The organism is Nostoc sp. (assembly GCF_036917655.1).
Classification (GTDB): domain Bacteria; phylum Cyanobacteriota; class Cyanobacteriia; order Cyanobacteriales; family Nostocaceae; genus Nostoc.
This window is the reverse complement of record NZ_JBALCY010000003.1, coordinates 253802-273731: the sequence shown is the minus strand read 5'-3', so window position 1 is coordinate 273731 and position 19930 is coordinate 253802. Positions and strand designations below refer to the sequence as shown.

Annotated in this window: 21 protein-coding genes and 1 pseudogene; 10 read left to right on the top strand and 12 right to left on the bottom strand. The window is 41.8% G+C overall.

The genetic code is table 11. The annotated features are described in order from the left end of the window. The first annotated feature begins 247 nt into the window (after positions 1–247). The 4 genes from V7K30_RS02645 (at position 248) to V7K30_RS02630 (ending at position 2402) form a co-directional block, all read left to right on the top strand. Complete coding sequence (locus tag V7K30_RS02645; protein WP_292771694.1) at positions 248–886, top strand: peroxiredoxin; 639 nt, start codon at positions 248–250, stop codon at positions 884–886. A 106-nt stretch (positions 887–992) separates the two neighbouring features. After that, on the top strand, positions 993–1127 hold the full coding sequence (locus tag V7K30_RS02640) for a hypothetical protein (RefSeq protein ID WP_442941039.1): 135 nt from the start codon (positions 993–995) through the stop codon (positions 1125–1127). A 468-nt stretch (positions 1128–1595) separates the two neighbouring features. Further along, entirely contained in the window at positions 1596–2174 is a 579-nt protein-coding gene (locus V7K30_RS02635; protein ID WP_334996831.1) for a hypothetical protein, read from the top strand. A gap of 57 nt (positions 2175–2231) precedes the next feature. Beyond that, the gene (locus V7K30_RS02630; protein ID WP_334996829.1) at positions 2232–2402 is read left to right on the top strand and encodes a hypothetical protein; all 171 of its coding nucleotides are present in this window, start codon (positions 2232–2234) and stop codon (positions 2400–2402) included. A 91-nt stretch (positions 2403–2493) separates the two neighbouring features. On the opposite strand, the gene V7K30_RS02625 is transcribed toward V7K30_RS02630, so the two are convergent. From V7K30_RS02625 to V7K30_RS02610, 4 genes are all read right to left on the bottom strand, one after another. Beyond that, the gene (locus V7K30_RS02625; protein WP_334996827.1) at positions 2494–3168 is read right to left on the bottom strand and encodes a DUF305 domain-containing protein; all 675 of its coding nucleotides are present in this window, start codon (positions 3166–3168) and stop codon (positions 2494–2496) included. Between the two features lie 118 nt (positions 3169–3286). Further along, positions 3287–5530: a dynamin family protein gene (locus V7K30_RS02620; protein ID WP_334996825.1), complete on the bottom strand. Its 2244-nt coding sequence runs from the start codon at positions 5528–5530 to the stop codon at positions 3287–3289. Positions 5531–5918: 388 nt separating this feature from the next. Next, positions 5919–8000, bottom strand: a complete 2082-nt coding sequence (locus tag V7K30_RS02615) for a dynamin family protein (protein WP_334996823.1) — start codon at positions 7998–8000, stop codon at positions 5919–5921. A gap of 16 nt (positions 8001–8016) precedes the next feature. After that, complete coding sequence (locus V7K30_RS02610; protein ID WP_334996821.1) at positions 8017–8364, bottom strand: DUF3040 domain-containing protein; 348 nt, start codon at positions 8362–8364, stop codon at positions 8017–8019. A 259-nt stretch (positions 8365–8623) separates the two neighbouring features. Between V7K30_RS02610 and V7K30_RS02605 the strand changes: the two are divergent. The 4 genes and pseudogenes from V7K30_RS02605 to V7K30_RS02590 all read left to right on the top strand — a co-directional run bounded on the left by V7K30_RS02605 (position 8624) and on the right by V7K30_RS02590 (position 11695). Next, positions 8624–9212, top strand: a pseudogene (locus V7K30_RS02605) (Uma2 family endonuclease). Between the two features lie 94 nt (positions 9213–9306). Beyond that, the gene (locus V7K30_RS02600) at positions 9307–10281 is read left to right on the top strand and encodes a cysteine synthase A (protein WP_334996819.1); all 975 of its coding nucleotides are present in this window, start codon (positions 9307–9309) and stop codon (positions 10279–10281) included. A 115-nt stretch (positions 10282–10396) separates the two neighbouring features. Further along, the gene (locus V7K30_RS02595) at positions 10397–10696 is read left to right on the top strand and encodes a (2Fe-2S) ferredoxin domain-containing protein (RefSeq protein ID WP_334996818.1); all 300 of its coding nucleotides are present in this window, start codon (positions 10397–10399) and stop codon (positions 10694–10696) included. An 87-nt stretch (positions 10697–10783) separates the two neighbouring features. After that, positions 10784–11695 (top strand): DUF5331 domain-containing protein, encoded by a 912-nt coding sequence (locus V7K30_RS02590; RefSeq protein WP_334996817.1) that lies wholly within the window; start codon positions 10784–10786, stop codon positions 11693–11695. A 5-nt stretch (positions 11696–11700) separates the two neighbouring features. Here the strand turns inward: V7K30_RS02590 and ygfZ are convergent, their stop codons facing one another. The 4 genes from ygfZ to V7K30_RS02570 all read right to left on the bottom strand — a co-directional run bounded on the left by ygfZ (position 11701) and on the right by V7K30_RS02570 (position 14541). Continuing rightward, positions 11701–12696: a CAF17-like 4Fe-4S cluster assembly/insertion protein YgfZ gene (ygfZ, locus tag V7K30_RS02585; protein ID WP_334996815.1), complete on the bottom strand. Its 996-nt coding sequence runs from the start codon at positions 12694–12696 to the stop codon at positions 11701–11703. 132 nt (positions 12697–12828) lie between these two features. Continuing rightward, entirely contained in the window at positions 12829–13116 is a 288-nt protein-coding gene (locus V7K30_RS02580; protein WP_334996813.1) for a type II toxin-antitoxin system Phd/YefM family antitoxin, read from the bottom strand. Positions 13117–13142: 26 nt separating this feature from the next. Beyond that, positions 13143–13439, bottom strand: a complete 297-nt coding sequence (locus V7K30_RS02575; protein ID WP_334996811.1) for a hypothetical protein — start codon at positions 13437–13439, stop codon at positions 13143–13145. Positions 13440–13524: 85 nt separating this feature from the next. Next, entirely contained in the window at positions 13525–14541 is a 1017-nt protein-coding gene (locus V7K30_RS02570; protein WP_334996809.1) for a helix-turn-helix domain-containing protein, read from the bottom strand. 136 nt (positions 14542–14677) lie between these two features. Here V7K30_RS02570 and V7K30_RS02565 point away from each other — a divergent pair, with 136 nt between their 5' ends. After that, entirely contained in the window at positions 14678–14938 is a 261-nt protein-coding gene (locus V7K30_RS02565) for a hypothetical protein (RefSeq protein ID WP_334996807.1), read from the top strand. An 89-nt stretch (positions 14939–15027) separates the two neighbouring features. On the opposite strand, the gene V7K30_RS02560 is transcribed toward V7K30_RS02565, so the two are convergent. After that, entirely contained in the window at positions 15028–15516 is a 489-nt protein-coding gene (locus V7K30_RS02560; RefSeq protein ID WP_334996805.1) for a hypothetical protein, read from the bottom strand. 163 nt (positions 15517–15679) lie between these two features. Here V7K30_RS02560 and V7K30_RS02555 point away from each other — a divergent pair, with 163 nt between their 5' ends. Next, positions 15680–17596, top strand: a complete 1917-nt coding sequence (locus V7K30_RS02555) for a serine/threonine protein kinase (protein WP_334996803.1) — start codon at positions 15680–15682, stop codon at positions 17594–17596. A gap of 168 nt (positions 17597–17764) precedes the next feature. On the opposite strand, the gene V7K30_RS02550 is transcribed toward V7K30_RS02555, so the two are convergent. The 3 genes from V7K30_RS02550 to V7K30_RS02540 all read right to left on the bottom strand — a co-directional run bounded on the left by V7K30_RS02550 (position 17765) and on the right by V7K30_RS02540 (position 19914). After that, complete coding sequence (locus V7K30_RS02550) at positions 17765–18436, bottom strand: heterocyst differentiation related protein (protein WP_334996801.1); 672 nt, start codon at positions 18434–18436, stop codon at positions 17765–17767. A gap of 236 nt (positions 18437–18672) precedes the next feature. Then, positions 18673–19500: a tryptophan synthase subunit alpha gene (gene trpA, locus V7K30_RS02545; RefSeq protein ID WP_334996797.1), complete on the bottom strand. Its 828-nt coding sequence runs from the start codon at positions 19498–19500 to the stop codon at positions 18673–18675. Between the two features lie 102 nt (positions 19501–19602). Next, on the bottom strand, positions 19603–19914 hold the full coding sequence (locus tag V7K30_RS02540; RefSeq protein ID WP_334996795.1) for a DUF3007 family protein: 312 nt from the start codon (positions 19912–19914) through the stop codon (positions 19603–19605). Between the last annotated feature and the right edge of the window lie 16 nt (positions 19915–19930).

The window sequence follows — 19930 nt, the reverse complement described above, 5'->3', positions numbered from 1 at the left end:
CTTGAGAATACCTACTAGACTCGTTTTAAATATTAATTTTGTAAAAGAAAAATGGGAAAAGATACTAATTTAGGGCATATATGTGTACTTTAGTCAATAAATTTTACCACCCTCTCGTCCCTTATCCGAGAGTGGTGACAACCTAAAATTTTGTTTCAAACCGCTAAAGCCCGATTGGGGAATAGGGGTTTTATGTCATGATGGCATAGTAGAACACGTATAATCTTCTAACTACAGGGAATCTCACATGGCTCTCCGTCTAGGTGACACAGTACCCAACTTTACGCAAGCCTCAACACACGGCGACATCGATTTTTACGAATGGGCAGGTGACAGCTGGGTTGTGCTGTTCTCTCACCCTGCTGATTTTACACCTGTTTGTACAACAGAACTCGGCACAGTTGCCAAGCTAAAACCAGAATTTGACAAGCGCAATGTCAAAGCGATCGCACTTAGCGTTGATAACGTTGAATCCCACAAAGGCTGGGTGGGAGACATCGAAGAAACTCAAAGCACCACCCTTAACTACCCAATTTTGGCGGATGCAGATCGCAAAGTTTCTGACCTTTACGACATGATCCACCCGAATGCTAATGCGGCTGTGACAGTGCGATCGGTTTTCGTGATTGACCCCAATAAGAAACTCCGTCTTACTTTCACATATCCCCCCAGCACGGGACGCAACTTTGATGAACTTTTGCGGGTGATTGATTCTCTGCAATTGACTGATAACTACAGCGTGGCGACACCAGCTGACTGGAAAGACGGCGAGGATGTCGTAATTGTCCCCTCACTCAAAGATCCAGAAGTACTCAAAGAGAAATTCCCTAAAGGCTACAAGGAAGTTAAACCCTATCTGCGGCTAACTCCTCAGCCTAATAAGTAAATCTGAAAATGATTTCGGATAAAAAAGCAAAGACGCCAAGATATAATTTTGCGTCTTTGTTTCTCTGCGTGAGAATAAAGTTAGTGGGCTAGGCATCTGAAGCTGGTTGATTGACCGTAAGCAGCATCAAGTCTATATTTATCGTCCTGGATTGTCAGAGAAATGTTTGGATAATCCTGCTGGTGTAGGCGGCGAGTCGGTATTGCCTGAGTTTATTCTGAATATGAGTAAAGTTTGGTAGAGAAAGTTTTAGTTAAATTTAGGCTTGGGGTAATATAGCAATTTAAATTGGTAAATTCGAGTGACATCGAAGGAGGATTGAATGGTTAAGTACTACCTTTACCTAATTCAATTTGCACGTTTAAACTACCTTGGTATGCCTGAATAATTACCTGAGCGATGTCTGAAGACAAGCCGCTTCTCTACGAGACGCTTTGCGAATGCGTCTACGCTAATCCTAATCCAAAGCCACCAGTTTTACGATAGCGATCGCTATCAAACATCATTGGCATCCATGCAGCTTCAGCCTGGGGAAGAAAACTGTTAGGCAGGATTCTCTCAAGATCCTAGTACCCTTGCAAAGTACATACGTAAGGCATTAGTAATGCACCACAGTACATACAAATTGCCGTATAATAACTAGTTAGACATCAAATGGAAATTTTTAGTTACTCTTTAAACTTCTAATTATCACAGCCAAACTGCAAAAATGATTACTATTGCTAAAAGAGTAAAATCAGCTATCGACCATTGGGCGAAAGGTGAGATTGAGCTAGCTTTGACTGATGCTTGTATTGCTGTTGATGCAACTTCTATCAAGTACTATAAACTTCCCAAATCTTCACGGGATGAGTATCAACGCTTTCTTAAGGAATTCATGTGGCTCATCACATATTCTGGTCTGCCTGGATTGATGAGCCAAAATGTAGAAATTCCCCGAGGGAAGCTATCTATTCCAGGCGTTACAGGTAATACTGTTTCTGTAGAACAACTGATTTATTACGTTCTCAGGTGTGATTTAGTTCATACAAACTCAATTGATCCAAATCTTGTCTTTAGTGATCATGTAACTTTGGGAAATGATGGTGATAAACTATTAATTTCCAGCAACATAGTTTGGGGAATTCTTCATTCTGTAATTTTCAATCCTGCTAATGCAAATGAAAAAATTGGTGAAGAATTTTATTGGACTTCAATAACAGACTTTAAAATGTTTATTGATGACTATTGGGGCAAAATAGATATTCCCAAAAAAGTAATTCAACTTTATACAGGTGTGGTTGTATAGCACAGGTATATCCATATCTAACAATTTGGTTGCATTCCATAAAGGAGAATTGTAGCTATGACTTCCATGCGACCAGATGAAATTTACCTAACTTCTCAAGGAATTAACGAAGCGCAGGCTGAGATTTTGCGATCGCATCTAGCAACCTTTGCAGATGACTGGGATAGCCCGGAAATGAGTATCTTTGACAACTATAACCCAGCTAAAACAAACCTTTCAGCGAGGTGATGTTGTTCTAGTGCTATTTCCAAATTTTAACCTGACTACTGCCAAAACACGACCTGCTCTGATTGGGTAAACTACGAATTACGAGTTAGTATCACTGCTTGTACCAAGTTTTTCGCCACTGCTGCATTTGCTTAATCTCTGTATTTTGTGCCTTGATAATTTCTTGGGCTAATTGCTTGATTTCAGGGCGCTTAGACTTACTTAAGACATCTTTTGCCATTTTTACAGCCCCTTCATGGTGAGGAATCATCGCATTGATAAAGCGTAGATCAAATTCAGCATCAGCTGCACCTAAATCCTGACTCATCATCATGGCTTTGGTTTGGTTAGATGACATCTCCATCATGTGACCCATTTGACTGTCATAAGCCATTGGTTTATCTCCTGCGCTGGGATACCAAGCTTGTCGCCACTGCTTCATCTGAGTGATTTCTTGGTTTTGCGATTTGATGATATTGTCTGCTAGCTTTTTGATTTCAGGACGTTTTGACTTCTGCTGCGCTTCTTTAGCCATTTCCACAGCCCCTTGATGGTGCGGTATCATAGCATCGATAAACCGTAAATCCAAATTAGCATCGGCTGGGCCTAAATCCATAGCCATGCTGTTATTCATCTGCTTGTCGCTAGTATTGGTAGCGGTTGCGGTTGGGGCTTGGCTTTGGTTCTGGGAAGCAGTATTGGTACAGGCTGTGATTAACCCACCGCCAGAAGCGATCGCAGTCAAGGTTAACGCCAAAAAGCCATTCCTCAAAGATAGCAGTTGCATAAATCTCACCTAACAGTTTCCTAATTCTATATTTACTTCTTAGCTTTGCAGCCAGAAATGAAATTAGGATGAAATCTAAAGATCCCCGGCTTTTTTAAGGAGTCGGGTATCTTGTTGTTCATTTTTCACTCAAAATTGTGTAAGCATCATTAAGTAAGTGCATTTTCTCTTGTGCTTGTTTTAGCAGTAGCGGCTGATTCACAAATAAATCTGGATGCCATTTTTTTACTAAAGTTCGATAAGCCAGCTTGACCTCAGCCAAAGAAGCATTTGCTTGCAATCCTAAAATGCCGTGGGCGCGAGTAATCTTATCTTTTTCCGTCTGAGTTTTTGGTTGGTTGGGTGCTTTGTTGCTTTGAGTTGTATTTTGCTGTTTGCCAGTTTTAAAACCAGGCGATGTCTGACGACAAGCCTTAGGGCTACGCATCTCTGCTTTCATTCGCGCTATTTCTTCATTGAGTTCCCAATCACGAAATTTCGCCTCCACCTCTTCTGGACGTGGAGAGGGAGAAGCTTTTGGCGGTGGTGGAGAAACAGATTTTACCCGTGTCCCAGTATTCTTCGCAGTATTTTCTTGTTGTTGCTTAACACCAGGATCTTTTTCAGGGGAAATTTTAACTCTCTCAGGCTGTGGCGAATATTTTCTATTGGTATTTGTGTATTTGGGTATTTCTTTATAAGGTTGATGATTTGAGAGTATTTTGACTTTTTCTAACTCTTGCAGCAACTGATTAAAACCGTTTTGCAACTGCTGCAAATTTTCCCGATTATTAGTAATTTCTAACGGTTCTTGACTGAATTCAAAGCAAATTACTTTTTCGGCTTTCTGTTCATACTCATTCAAAATTGATAACCCTTGACTGCTGAAACGAGAGAAATAATCTTCAATTGCAGTTATACAAAGTTTAGCAACTTCCTGATGATAAGATTCCTTTGCTAATTGTTCGTCTTGTTTTTGGATATTCTTGTTTAACAAATAAGAAATACTCCCGACGACAGCAGCACCCACCGGGCCGCCTAACAACCAACCAATACCACCACCAACAGCGATGGAACCAGGTTCACTCAAATCATCACTATTGCTTGGCTTTGAGGGTAGTATTACTTGTGGTTCGCTAGGAAAGGGCATTAATAAATCTTGTGGTCGTTCTTCTTGGAAAAATTCGTAAGCTTGATAAAGCCATTTAACCGCAGCAAATTGTAACTGAGTCAGGTCTTTTTTTAGAGTATTTATTTGCCAAGCTTTAAAGCTATTTTCTGCCAATGCAACTGCCGCATCAGCTTGATATTTTGTGAGTAGCTTGGGTAATGCTAGCCAATCGCGTAACTCTCCCACACTAGTAGCAAAACCTTTACAAATTAAGTTAGCAGCTTTTTTTTTAATTTCGATTTTAGTATTTTGTTTATCATCAAAGGATTTTATTTCAATAGCAATCGGGTCAATTTTAGCTTTTAATGAGAGTTGGATTTGAGAAGCGATCGCTTGCACTCTTGGCAAACGCACACTACCACGATTTGGTTGCAAAATCCCCACAATATTTTGCAAAGCTGTTTCAAAAGCTGCTAAACCGCTACTATTGGCAGCAGCAACATCGCCTTTTAATCTCGCTCTTAAGGCAGGTAAAGCATCAACACGATATAAATTACTAAAACCTGGAGGTAATTCGGCTCGAAAGCTTTCCGCAACAAACACCAGGCGATTTTGAACTTGTTTTTGCTCGTCGGGTTCGAGTAAGTTAAGAAAATTGGCAACAAATATAACTGTTTTAATACCGCGATCTAATAGCCAATCTCGTAAGTTTTCCCGCTCACCTAAAGTCATTAATTTCCGTGCATCTAATAATTGGATAACTAAATCTGCACTTAAAATTTGTTCTCGGACTAAATTATCTTGTTCATCTCTATCATTTGTTCCCGGTAAATCGAGAAATTCTACACCTGTTTCCAAAAATGGATGCGGACAAAAAACTTCCACAGATGCTACATTTTTTCGCATCTGCCTATTGCTATCAAGAATTGCAAATTGCTGTAAAACTTCTGTGCCACTACGATAGATTTCTGTACCATCTACCAACATGATGCGAGTTCGCACATCAGAGCCATACTTGACAGTAATTGCCGCGCCTGTGGTGGGAATTAAATCAATTGGTAAGGTGCGATTCCCCAGTATGGCATTCAATAGGGTAGACTTGCCATGATTAAAAGGCCCAAATACCGCAATGCGAAAACTAGGATTAACTAGATGATTGCAAATGGTAATTATATCTTGATGCAGTTGCGATTTGCATTCTAAATTCAGTAACGCAGATGCAGATTTGAGAGAATCTGCTAAATCCTTATAACTTTCATACTGTTGTTGCATAGTTCCTCGTTAGTTTCTCGTACCCAGCTAGAAGCTGGGAATGCAGATCATTGAGGCTCCGCCTCACCTTATTAAGTAGGTAGGCATAATTAACATACAATAAAATCCTAGTTCGTAGTAAAGTATTTATTGCTCATAGCAAAGTTTATCAGGACTAAAGTCCTTATACCAATTCTATGTGAGGCTGCGCTTTATTTACGTAGCGCCAATTCATGAATTGGCGCTACAGTCTGTAGTTTTGCATCAGTCATATAGGCGCATCTTCAAACAGAAATGGTATTACTACAAACTTTAATTTATTTGCGTTTAGCTACTTATGGTTATGAGAGGCAGAGCCTCCTAGTAGGCATTTCCAGTCGGAGACTGGGAACGAGAGCAATGAGATTTATCAGCTATAGTAAGCTAATAAATTGCTATATGCGGCCTCAATTTTTTGCAACTGAGCTATTACATCTTCCTGTAAATTTTTTAAACGCTTGAACTCACTTTCACGATTTATTTCACGGGTTTGTTTCTGTTTGACTAGATTATCTAATTCAGATTTGCGAGATACAATATCATCGTTAATCCGCTTACTCACTTCTCTTTCGTAAGAATCAAAACACTCTTTCACGGCATTGTATACAACCTGAGATTGCTCATGCGCGACTTGGGGTAGGTGTTTAACTAACTCTTTCTTCGCCGTTTTAACTAATTCTTTCCGCGCTTGATCTGCTTGCAAAAATCCTACTCCCAAACCTAGCAGTGCAAACCCGATGGGGCCAAGAAGAATACCTGTCACTGCCGTAATTATCCCGCCAATGCCAATTACAGTGAAGTAGTTTAACAAGATATTTTTCCAATCAAATCCGGCCCCGGCTAGTGCGAAACCAGCAAGATTTCCCTTAGACAGTGATAACAATCCCATTGCCCATTTTGCCCAGCCGGGAGAGTTATCTTCTTCAGCAGTAGTAGTGGTATTTACCTTTACGTCTTGTCCAGTGAGCTTTTCTGTAATTTGATCTGTGATTTGACTGTAAGACGCGCCATATTGTGCTGCACTGCGAGAAAGTTCTTTAAAAGCTGCATTGATATCTTTTTCAGCAGTTAATGTCCAAGCAGCAGATTTGTCGGTAATATATTGCTCAAAGGCTTTTTGCAGTGCGGTGTTAAATGCTTCTCGTTTACCGCTACTGAGAAAATCAAACAGATTTAATTCTGGCTGATAGCGTAAAAAGTCATTTTCAAAGGTATTACCTAAATTTAAAACGTAGCTGCGAAAAGATTCGGAAATCGTTCTTGCTTGAGTGTCTCTGGTATTGATAATTTCTTTTTGGAATTCATCTCGGATACCTGTGAGTTTGTTAAACTCTGGTTCCACTGAATCAATCCGTTTTTTCAATTCATTTACATCTTGGTCAAGTAATGGTATGCGTCTAGCAACTGCTTCGCGGATATGATTGCAGGCAAGTCTTGCTAAGGTTCTAACTTGACGGAGTTCTGCGATCGCCCGTTCTCTGGTAAGAAAAGTATTAAGCGAATCCATAAACTTTGGAAAGCCAGTCCCCTCTAAATCAGCTTGGGGATTTTTCAATCGCCGTCTGAGTGCTTGAATTGACGAAAGCTCAAACACACGTTCGTCATAAATATTCTGACCTTCTACAGAACAATATTCTGCTAAATTTGCGTTAAATACTTGCCGTAATCTATCCTCAGATCCTTTTAATTCTTCTACATCATCAGGATCAATCAATGATTCCCGCACCTGATCCCAAGCATTAATTAAGAAGAAAACCGTCAATCCTCGACCTTTGATATAATTTTCTAGGTAGCGACGCTCACCTAAGGTACAAGGTTGAGAAGCTCTCATCACAAACAAAATTGCATGGCAGTTATTTACATAACCCAAAGATAATTCGTTTCGCGCTTCTGTATCATTCAATCCTGGACTATCGACAATTTCAATTCCCTTTTCTAGTAGCGTTAAAGGATACTCAACTACTGCATAATCAACATCTGGAAATGCCTGTTTTTTCTCCTGCTCTAATTTTTTAGCTTCAGCCGGATCAATGGTATATTTATATTTAAAGTTCTGAAAATCTAGCTGTTGCGGACTTTTACCATCATTAAAATGAATGGTAACTTTCTTTTCGGGGCCATAGCGTAAAACTGTTAACACTGCGGTACAAGGGTTAACATCGCTCGGTAATAAGTTTTCCCCAATTAAAGCATTGAGAAACGTGCTTTTTCCCCGTTTCATATCGCCCAAAACCAAAAGGCGAAATACACCTTCGCGGAGGTTTTTACTAGCTATTGTAATATCTTCAATATCTCGCTCTAAACTGAGTTTTCCTGATGAAGAGTCTCCAGCTAACTCAGCTTGATTAATTGTTTCAGCAATTTTGTTCAAACACACAGAAATCTCGGAGCGCACTTGAGCAACGCGCTCTAAATCTTGGATAAATTTGTCAGTTACTACCTGCTCACTCATAATAGTTACACCTTTATTAAAGATTGGTTTTTTTAGATTCAAAAAATAATTTATAAGACATCCACCCTAGCGCAGCAACAATAATAAACCCAGCCAGCACTGAGGCTATCCTCACTGCAACCAGCGCTACCACACCAAGAGCAAACAGCTTCCCACCCAGAATCGCTTTTTTCATCCAAGGTTTCTGGGAATCTTCCGGCTGATGCTTCACAGTTTGATGAAAAGCTGCATCGGTAGCATGGATGTTAGTTTCCATTTCCCGGAGTCGCAATTCAACTTCTCGTTCTCGTAATATCCGTTCCCGGTGTTCAAGTTCTTTTTCGCTATGCCTACGGCGGGCTTTGTCTACGTTTTCAGATGTCATCTATGTCCATCCCATCTAAGAAAATGAAAAAATGTCAGCATTCAGTCATCAATTATGCTGTATATTAGCTTACTTAAATATTTAATAACCCCAGTAAATTTACTATTTTGCTTTTCATTACCTGCTAAACTTAAGCTGGAGTTAAGCACCATAAATTTGTGGTGAAAAGGAATATTACCATCTCACCAAAAGAATTACTTGCGTGAGAATAATAAATACAAGCCAGTCAGATAGACAGCAAAACCTAGAGGAAATCATCATGTTTTCATCCCCTTTAGTTGTGCAAATTCCTCCCTCAATGCAAATGACAGACGAACAGTTTTTTGACTTTTGTCAGGTTAATCGTGACTTACGCATTGAGCGGAATCAATTTGGAGAAATATCAATTATGCCGCCCACTGGTTCAGAGACAGGTAATCGTAATTTCAACGTAGCTGGTCAATTGTATGTTTGGGCAGAAAAAGACGGTACAGGTACTTGTTTTGACTCCAGCACAGGATTTAAGCTATCAACAGGTGCAGATAAATCACCTGATGCTTCCTGGATTAAACTGGAACGGTGGAATGCTCTCTCTCCAGAAAAACAGCAAAGATTTGCCCCCATCTGTCCAGATTTTGTACTTGAACTGAGGTCGTCTTCTGATAACCTCAAACCCTTGAAGGAGAAAATGGAGGAATATATATATGAGGGAGCCAGGAATACAGCTAGGCTTGCTAATTGACCGCAAGCATCGCCGAGTCTATATTTATCGTCCTGGTGTACCAGAGGAATGTCTAGAAAATCCCGCGACTGTTAGCGGTGAATCGGTATTGCCTGGGTTTGTTTTGAATATGAGTAAAGTTTGGTAGTGTACGCATCAGAGCATTTTAGGCAAAAAAGCTGTAAATCATGCCACCGCTATAAGTCAAAATTTTTATAAATACTCACACAGGTACAGTCAAAATGGATATTAAAAATGGCTTCGTCGGCGCTGTTGGCAACACACCTCTGATTCGCTTAAACAGCTTCAGTGAAGAAACAGGGTGCGAAATCTTAGGTAAAGCAGAATTCCTCAATCCTGGCGGTTCCGTCAAAGACCGCGCCGCACTTTACATCATCGAAGATGCGGAAAAGAGAGGTTTACTTAAACCTGGTGGTACCGTTGTAGAAGGAACCGCTGGTAATACTGGCATTGGACTGGCGCATATTTGCAACGCCAAAGGCTACAAATGCCTAATTATTATTCCCGATACTCAGTCACAAGAAAAAATAGACGCACTGACAGCACTGGGAGCAGAAGTCCGTCCCGTCCCCGCTGTACCCTACAAAGACTCGAACAACTACGTCAAGCTATCTGGGAGAGTGGCTGCTGAATTAGAAAATGCCATTTGGGCGAATCAGTTTGATAACTTAGCCAACCGCCGCGCTCACTACGAAACCACAGGGGCGGAAATTTGGACACAGACAGATGGTAAAATAGATGCATGGACAGCCGCAACTGGTACTGGTGGTACTTATGCTGGTGTCACGTTGTACTTGAAAGAACAAAATCCGGCGATTAAATGCGTTGTTGCCGATCCGCTGGGTAGTGGACTTTATAGCTATATCAAAACCGGCGAAATCAATATAGAAGGAAATTCCATCACCGAAGGCATCGGTAACGGTCGTGTCACAGCCAATATGGAAGGCGCACCTGCTGATGATGCTATCCAAATCGATGACAAAGAAGCTTTGCGGGTAGTTTACCAACTGCTGAGGAAAGATGGGCTGTTAATGGGCGGTTCAACTGGTATTAATGTTGGCGCAGCTGTTGCCCTAGCGAAGCAGTTGGGCCCAGGACATACTATTGTCACCATCTTGTGTGATAGTGGTTCCCGGTATCAGTCGCGGATATTCAACCCTGAATGGCTAGCCTCAAAAGGACTTTCAATAGATTAGTTATGGGGCATTGGGCATTGGGCATTGGTTATTTCTCCCCTGCTCCCCTGCTTTTCCCCTACTCCCCTGCTCCCCTCCCCCCTATCTCCTCTGCGCCTCTGTGGTTCGTTAAAAAATGACCAACATCACTCAACCATCAAACTTCCCGATAATAGACCAACCTTCTTCTCCTAGATGTGTGCGAGTTTGTCAAAATCGTACCTGCAAAAAGCAAGGTGCAGTGAAGGTTTTAGCAGCTTTTGCAGCTTTGCCAATCCCTGGTGTAACGGTAACGGCTAGCAGCTGTTTGGGACAATGTGGCAATGGGCCGATGCTGCTGATATTACCCGATATGGTCTGGTATAGCGGCGTTCAACCCGATGAAGTATCTCTACTGATAGAAAATCATTTGCTAGGTGGCCAAAGAGTCAAATAGATGCTCTATTATCGGTTTCATCCCCAGAAATGAAATTAATTAACAATATCAAGGTCTGTAATCTTGTTGACTGAAGCGAGGCATCCAATGAATATCCAGCAGCTGCGTCAATCCTTAAAACAAAAGTGGCTGATTTACTACGAGCAAAATATTTCCTGGCTGGTCAAAATGCGAATTTGGGGCACCTATAATGGTCTGCGGCGTCCTTTATCCGGTTTTATTTTGGCAACACTGTCTGTTTTGGAACCTCAGTTTGATGAAATACTTTCTTTTATGCTGGATCTGAATAATGATCCAGATAAAATAGTCGCCGCTTTAGGTCTTAACTTCAATCCTGATGAAGAGTTACGTTTAATAAAATCAGAACATTTTATGGCTACAAGCCAAGTTGAAAGCGAGTCGCCAGATGAGAAGCATTCTGAGGATAAACATCTGTCATCGGTTGTAACTGCCAGCGAGATTGCGCCTTATTCTCTTGCTAATACTCTAGATTCCAACTTGCCACGCGCCGATCAACTTGTGCCATCATTTACAGCTACCACTGAAGTTGTTCGCACAAGCAAACCGGAGTTGGTAGTTGCATTTGCTACTAAAATTGCTCCAGATACTCCGGTAAAAACGCCATCCTCCGGTTTCTTAAGCCAATATCAACCAATAGGATCGCACTCTGCGCTGACAATGACTGCTGAGGTTAACAGCAAAGCCAAAACTATGCCATCTGTGGCATTAGCTACCGAAGTTAAGAGCAACGCGCTATCTGGCCGAATCCCTGTAGGCGCATTGCTGGCAATTACCACTGAGATTAACAGTAATGGCAAACCAGTGCGATCGCTAGCAATTACTACTGAGGTTAAAAGCAATAGCAAACATGCGAATATTCAACCACAAAATGTTAAAAGCCAAGTGAATTTACCAACCACTAATGCCCGTAGTCTAACTTCTTGGGTAGATGAATTTTGTTATGGCGCTAGGGATAAAGAAAAAGATATTTTGACTTGAATTGCTTATGGGTACTCGTGAGAAACAAAGGGGATTTCTACTATTTCACCTTCAGTTTCTCCCACTTGGACTTTTAAGCCTACGCCACCAGCTTTGGTACGAATGTAACCTAATCCAAAGTAACCATCGGCGGTTTGGGTGTAACTGGTAAGTTTGCCGACCTTTTCATCTCCAACTGCGATCGCACTTCCAATTTCCGCAGGGGCACTGAGGCGCACACCAAATAGGTGTTGTTTTACACCTTTGTATGTATTTAATCGAGCGATAGTTTCTTGCCCAATATAGCAACCTTTATTAAAAGAAATTGTTTGCCACAAACCAACTTCCAGAGGATTATAATCATCTGTGAGTTCCGCATCTGGGGCGGGACGGCCTTGTAAGATTCGTAACGCATCCCAAGCGTGATCGCTCATCTCTACCGCCCCAGCCTCTAACAATTTGTTCCATACCGAAGATTTGTCAGTATAGGGGAAAGTTAAGGTGTATCCGGGAGCAGCTAACCCACTACCCACAGCAATCCGCACTCCTTCGGCGGGAGCAATGGTGTATACTTTGTGACTACCGTAAGGTTGCCCGATGAGTTCGCCAATACCCAACTTTTCTAAAACAGCGTCGCTTCCTGGGCCAATCAGGCTGAAAGTGTTGGTGTATTTTGTGATATCAGATAATTCCACCTTGTCGGCAAAGAAAATATATTTATCGAGCCATTCCATGAGATACTGGCGGCGGTTGGGTGAAACTAGCAAGATTACCGCATCTTCTCTAACGTAGGCGGTTACTAAATCAATTGTTCTGGCTGTAGAGGTGACGAAAACCGTATCACAACCTTGTCCTGGCTTGAGTATTTGGAAATTGTTAGTACTTTGGTTGTGTAAGAAATTGAGGCGATCGTCGCCAGAGACTTTGATACGTCCCCAGGTAGTGCGATCGCATACAGCAACTGTTTCTTTTGCGGCTTGGATAGCTGCTGCGTCTTTATCGTCAATTATAGATGTTGGCATGGTGATCAGAAGTAGGTATCGCTTTTTTTCCAGATTACATTATTTAATTATGAAATTAGCGATCGCTATAATGGTATTGTGCTTGAATAAACTCAACTCGGTCATCACTGAATTATCCGACATTGAATTTCTTTACTCTTCTTCGTAGAGCGAGAAATCTTTACGCACTTCGTCTATAGTTTGAGGCATATTAGTCTTAGCTTTAACACGTTGTAAAGCATCTAAAAGACCTGCTGCGTTCTCAGGTGATTGGAATAAGTATGCTGTTTCTATGATGCTATTAAGTTCCACAGTAGGAATTACGGCTACACTTTCAGCACCTTCACGATTAATAACTACAGGTTCACGGCTTTTAATTGCCTCTTCATAAATTTTGTCAAAATTGTTGCAAGCTTCGGTGTAGTTTGTCTGGTGAGGCATTTTTTTGTTCCTTAATTGGCAAGTAACTAAAGAGTTGCTTCAGCTTGAATTTCTTGAATAATGGTTAAAATTTCCTCTTCCGATTCGATGTGCCTTGCTAGAACTTCAGCAGTTGATTCAAGTACCCGCTCAGAAAATAATTTAGCTAAATCTTGCCGCAAACTCTGCCCAATGTAAAACTTGAGTAATGCTTCAAGTGTCATATCTCGATTATCTGCAACTTTTTTGAGCGATCGCAATGTATCTGTTGGTATTTTTATTGATACTGTTTCTGTAGTACGGGGTTTTAAGTGTAGTTCTAGTTCTTCATCATGCTTGTTCATATAACTTTCTTTCTGTGCGAGTAGCTGGACGGGCAGAAATAATGCGAGTTCGCCTAATATGTTGTATTAAAATACGTTTGATATATTAATGTTTATCCATTAAGATTTTTCCAAAATAAATAAGAAAGTCTTGCAGGGCTTCCTTTAAATTAATAGATACCTTCCACATATTCCACTTCTCATCAAAACGCTCATCGGAATTAACTACTAAGTAAGCGTTAGCATCACTCAAAGTTTCGGGGTTAAATTCCTCTAAGGTGATGCTGGAGACAGCAATGTATCTGCGCTCGTATTCTTTATAACCATTCATAGCGAAGGATATTATATCAATTGGAGGATCTTTCTTATAACGTCGTGTATTTATGCAACAATCGCCCACTGTTTTACCTTCAACTTGCAAGATTTGCCAATAATTAAGATGGAGTGATTCTAAAAAAATATCTTTTTTACTAGGTAATACCCAAAATCTTCCCTTTATAAAAAGGTCTATATCTTCTAAGACATCAGTGTATTCCCAATACTTCAGATTGAGTAAATGTGGTTCTAAAATCTCTAAGGGTATAGAAATAGATAAATTCTCTTTCTGTTTTGATAAAATCAGTTGATAAGGATTACTTCCATTTTCAAGATTTTTAAGTCGATAGCCTACATCTTGCGATGTCTTGCTCATCTTAAACGTCTGCTCAAAACCGAGCGCCTCAAGTATATTGATAGCCAAAAGCATCAATTCCTCCCCAGATTTTTCTAAAATTTCGTCACCTGACAAAACTAAAGAAGTCACGCCGCTATAGTTTATCTTTTGCGATTCCTTCCTAGCTTCATTTGTAATAGCAGGAGAGGAATTACTTACCCACTCAGGTTTGTGCTTGAGAAATAGAGCCTTTAACTTGTCTCTTAAAGCGCGATCGCCTGGAAATTCACTTTTGATACCAAATTCCTTATACAGATTTGAGATTTGCTTGCGTACTGTTCCTTCCGCACGGCCCCTAGACTGAGCAATCTCATCATTAGTCTGTCCAGCCAGCAACAACTTCAACACCTCTACCTTACGAGGTGCTTTTCTTAGCTTTTCCAGAGCTTCGTTAAACTGCGGACTATTCATAGTTTTTAGAATACCGCATTTACCTTAATTTGCGTACTTTGCGTATTACGCGTACTCATATTTGCTTTATGGGTGTCCATTGCTTTGCGTATCTGCGTAATGAGCATGATATACACAGCAGCGTTTGAGTAAACCAATGGAAAATGATTCTAGATTTGTTCAATTAGAAATACCAGGGATGGAACAATTTCTTGTCCAAAAGAAAACTGTCTCAGAAACAACCAAGATGACTCTACAAGCTATCACTGATATTTCGGCTAAGAGTCCAGACAATCAAATCACATTCCATCAATTAGAAATACCAGGCATGGAAGAATTTATCGCCAAATTGAAAACACAGTCAGAACCTACTAACTTACTTGACTACAGCCGCATTAGTGAAGATTTTGCTGCTTGAAGAAAAAGCGATCGCCTTACCTCGTAAGCCCACGCAGGTGAGCTTTCTTCGTATAGCCCCAGAATTCTATTCTGAGGGCATTTTATTTGTTACCCTTCTGGCAATTCAGCAAACGCCTGCTCAACTAACTCCTTTGCCTTAGCATCCAAACGCAACCAATCGACTTCACCCAATTCATCAATTAAACTAGTATCAATATCAGCAGCTTCCTTCTGTGGGGTGTATTTAATAAAACACACTTGATAACATAGTTCCCACAAATCGATACTCGCTTGTTGCTGTTGACGCTCTAAACGTAGATGATATCCTGGATGGGGCATCGGCAGACGAGCCAGAGTCTCTCTGATTTCATCTGCTTCTTGGGGCGTTGCAGTTTCCATTGCTTGCAACAGCTCAGTCACCAATGCTTTGATTTCATCAGTGGTGCTAGGCGGCCAAATCAGGACATCGTGGTAAGTTCCTGTCCAGGAAGATTCATCAAGCAACTTGCGGAGATTGTCGATAACGCGAATGAAAGCAGGTTGCATGAGGATTTCAGCCTGCTGCCATGCAACTGAGTTTGTTATTTTAGGTGGCATTGGTAGTAAACAGGGGCACTAAAAGAAAAATAAACAGTCTGCGTTTATTAAAAAGCTGCGTTTTTAATCTAAATCTTTTCTCAAGATAGCGGATTTCATTGAAGAAAATTTGGAGATATTTATTACCAGCTGGAAAATTAGGTAATAACTCTGGGGAGGGAATATGATAGGCAAGCTACTAGACCATCGTTACCAAGTAATTCGAGTCCTCGCAATGGGAGGATTTGGTCAAACCTATATTGCCCAAGATACTAGGCGGCCCGGCAATCCCATCTGCGTTGTCAAGCACCTCAAACCCGGAACTGACCCCAGAGTTTTTGATACTGCTAAACGCCTATTTAACAGCGAAGCCGAAACCTTAGAAAAACTGGGCAACCATGATCAAATACCCAGGCTGCTAGCGTACTTTGACGAAAACCAAGAATTCTATTTAGTCCAAGAATATATTGAAGGACATACCCTAGCTGAGGAACTTATACCTGGTAAACGCTGGAATGAAAGCCAAGTAATTCAACTCTTGCAGGAAGTTCTGGAAATTCTCGAATTCGTCCACCGCCAAGGCGTGATTCACCGCGACATCAAACCGGATAATATCATCCGTCGTGCCTCAGATAATAAGTTAGTTTTAGTGGACTTTGGGGCAGTGAAGCAACTGCGTACACAAATGGTAACAGTGGGCGGACAACCCTCTGCCACGGTAGTTATTGGTACTCCTGGCTATATGCCGACAGAACAAGGGCAAGGGAAACCCCGTCCCAACAGCGATATCTATTCCCTTGGCATCATCGCCATTCAAGCATTAACAGGATTACAGCCAACAGAATTGCAAGAAGACCCAGAAACGGGGGAAATTATCTGGCGTCATTCAGTAACCGTAAACTACCGACTGGCGGCAGTGTTGTCCCGGATGGTACGTTATCACTTCAAAGACCGCTACCAAAACGCCACGGAAGCGCTGCAAGCATGTAAAGACGCGATTAATCCTCTACCTGCACTTTCCACACCTCAAGAATCCACCAAAAATTCCAGTTACCAAGCAGCCAAATCCCAGCCTCAAGTATCTCGGCTGCAAACGGTTGCAGTTGCACCAGCAAATCCTGTAAAACCTGCCCGTAAAGACTCTAGTAAATCCGACCCATGGCCAATATTAATTGCCATATTATTGGCAGGTGGCGCGGCTGCCTTGGTAGTAAATCCAAATGTGAAAAATTTAGCTTCTAATCTTACAGGTAAGGATACCGCCTTAGCAAACAAATGCTCGGCTGTTGTTGTAGGAAATTCTAATATCCGTTCTGAACCTAGTTCGATAAATTCTGATAATGTTTTACAAACAGTTGCTGATAACACCAGTTTCGAGGTGACTGGCAAGCGCACAAAACGAGGTTGGATAGAAGTTAAACTTAAATCTGGTCATTTGGCTTGGGCACACTCGGATGTGATAACCAATAATCAAGAATGGGGTTCTTGCCTGCGCGAAAAAGGCATTGCAACTAAGATTGTAGATGATAGTACCCTAATTGCGACTCGACCGACTCCCAAGCCAAAACCAAAATCTAGGGATGTAGTAACCCCATTACCAGAAAAGCCGAAAGGGCCAACTGACGATGCGGGGAAATCAGAACGATCGCAGCCTAGTGACAACAGTGCCGATATTATAGAACAAGCAAGACAGAAGTATGATTCAGGGGATATAGTGGGAGCGATCGCACTTTTGAGATCAATTCCGGCAAATGCTGCTTCTGGTATCAAAGAGACGGGCAAAATGATTGCCCAATGGCAGCAAGATTGGGCCAAAGCAGAGGCGTTATCTAATGAGATAAATAAAGCAATAGATGATGGGAAATGGGATAAAGTTTTAGATTATAGAAACCATCCAGACAAATTGCCTAATACTCAATACTGGCGAAACAGAATAGAACCATTATTTAAACAAGCAGCCGAAAATCTAGCAAAACAGGCACTAACTAAACTAGAAAATCAAGGTAATCAGAAAAATACCCAACAGAAACTTCCCAATACTAACCAACCTGCCACTAAAGAGAGTCCCAATACCACAGAAACTCCTAAAAGCGGCTTTTAATAGTTATCAGTAAACACTGTTTACCTCGTTCCCAGTCTCTGGCTCTTAATGCCTAAAAGCAAGCTCTGCCTCCTGATTCGCGGCAACACTCCAATGAAAAATTGTTTCCAGGTAGAACCTGGAAACGAGATTTGAAATCGGTGTTTATCTGTGGTTTTATTTTGCCTATTAGTGCATTTCGTCGTATTCTGGGGCTTCAACTCGTCTTGCTTCCATCCGCGAAGCAGGCAGAAACTCAGCGCGACGGACTGGAACCAAGGGCGGCGTATTTCCTTGGTAGGGGTGAATTACTTGTACAGTACGGGCTGGACGCTGCCGTGGTGAGAACAAAGCCAATACTCCAGCGACGACAACACCACCACCAATAGTGAGAGTTGCGCCTCCCACAGCCCAAAGCATGGGTGAAGACCACCAAGAAGGATTTTGCGGCTGGAATGCTGCTGTTTTTTGTTGGTTACTCTGCTGGGCTGATAGCCACTGTTGCTGAGTATTGAAATTTTGGACTTGGCCTTGGAGTTGTTGATTTTGCAACTTTAACTGTTCATTGTCGTTTTTTAAACGCTCCAGCTGCATCTGCGTGTTCAATTTCTCCATCTCTAGGCGCTGGTCAGTATTGGGAGCGGTCGGTGGCTGAATCTGACCGGGATACGCTGGTGCCGGCGCATAAGGGTTGTAAGGAGAATACATTTGTGGCTGTACTCCCGGCGCTACTACAGTCCCTGGCATTTGCGGAGCAACAGCGAAGTTAGATTGTAGAGGGGTATTTGTTCCTTTGAGCAATACGAGAGCCGCCAGCCCAGCTACGGCAACCCCGCCGATAAATGCCATACTCTCACTCATCGCCTTTGCTCCTCAATTGCGACGTAACTATAACCATTTGTGACTGACTCACTCTCACACTCATAAATTATGCCTATTTAACTTCACATAATACTCAAACTATATGCGACCGTTTCAGCTAGTTTTTTTACATGATGATATCTGATGTTAATATTCAAGACCATAATGGTCAAATTGTCTACCAAACAAGGATAGAAAAACTACACTGTTATACTTTTTTAATCTACTTTCCTTGTCTAATCAAGAGGAGTATTTGTGCTGGTGTTAGTGGTCTTGATGGCTGCCTTGAGACTTTGGCAAAATTCGGCGATCGCATTTAGTCCCTGCTCTGGTGAACCTTGGGCTAACCGTTTCACAAAAGCGCTGCCCACAATCACTGCATCTGCGCCCCATTCCCTTACCTGATGGGCTTGGGCAGCTTCGGAGATGCCAAAGCCTACACCGATGGGTTTCTCAGTAACACTACGAATTTGTTTGAGTAAATCGGACACGCGGTTTTCCAGTTGCGATCGCACCCCTGTTACCCCGGTGACGCTGACTAAATAAATAAATCCTTGGGAAGAACGAGCGATCGCTTCTATCCGTTCAGCAGAACTGGTGGGAGCTACCAATAAGGTGACATCAATTCCCATCTCCTTCGCTGGTTGGAGCAAGCCTGCTGCTTCTTCCAAGGGCAAATCTGGTACTACCAATCCTGCTACCCCAGCCGTAGCAATTGAAGAGAGAAATTTTTCAATGCCACGGTGCAAAATTGGATTGTAGTAGGTAAATAAGACAATGGGCGATCGCAAATTGGGAGTAATCCCTTGTAACATTTCTAGCACATGCTCAAATTTCGTTCCCCTTTGCAGGGCGCGGGTAGCAGCAGCTTGAATTACCGGCCCATCCGCCAAAGGATCGGAATAGGGTATGCCCAGTTCAATAATATCGGCTCCACTCCGATCTAGAACCTGCAAAGCTTTTGCTGTTGTTTCTAAATCTGGATCGCCAGCAGTAATAAACGGAATCAGAGCGCACTCACGATTGCGCCCAAGAGTTTCAAAGCAATCAGAAATCGCAGTCATTTAGTCAAGTGTCAAGAGTCAAAGGTCAAGAGTCAAGGGTCAAGGCTCAAAATCTGGACTTTGGACTTTGGACTCTCAACTCTTGACTCATCAATGATAACTTTACACCTGGGATTGCTGTTCTTGTTCTATTTCAGCTTGAATTCGTGCTAGTTCTTCGGGAGTAAGCTCGTCTAGCCGCTTTTGCAGAAAGTCTTGCTCATACTGTTCCCGCTGTTGGTGGTAGGTCATTTTTTGTCCCACCGCCCGGAAAAAATAGGTCGCTAACCAGCCAATTAATCCACTGACTAGTAAGACTTGGCTCCATATACCAGCTTTCTGATTATCCAAACCGACTAGCTGTAATCCTACATAAGCCAAGCCGCCGGCAATAAAAACACCCAAGCCAATTCCAATAGCGTCAATCCGTCGCATGAGAGTTATGACCTAC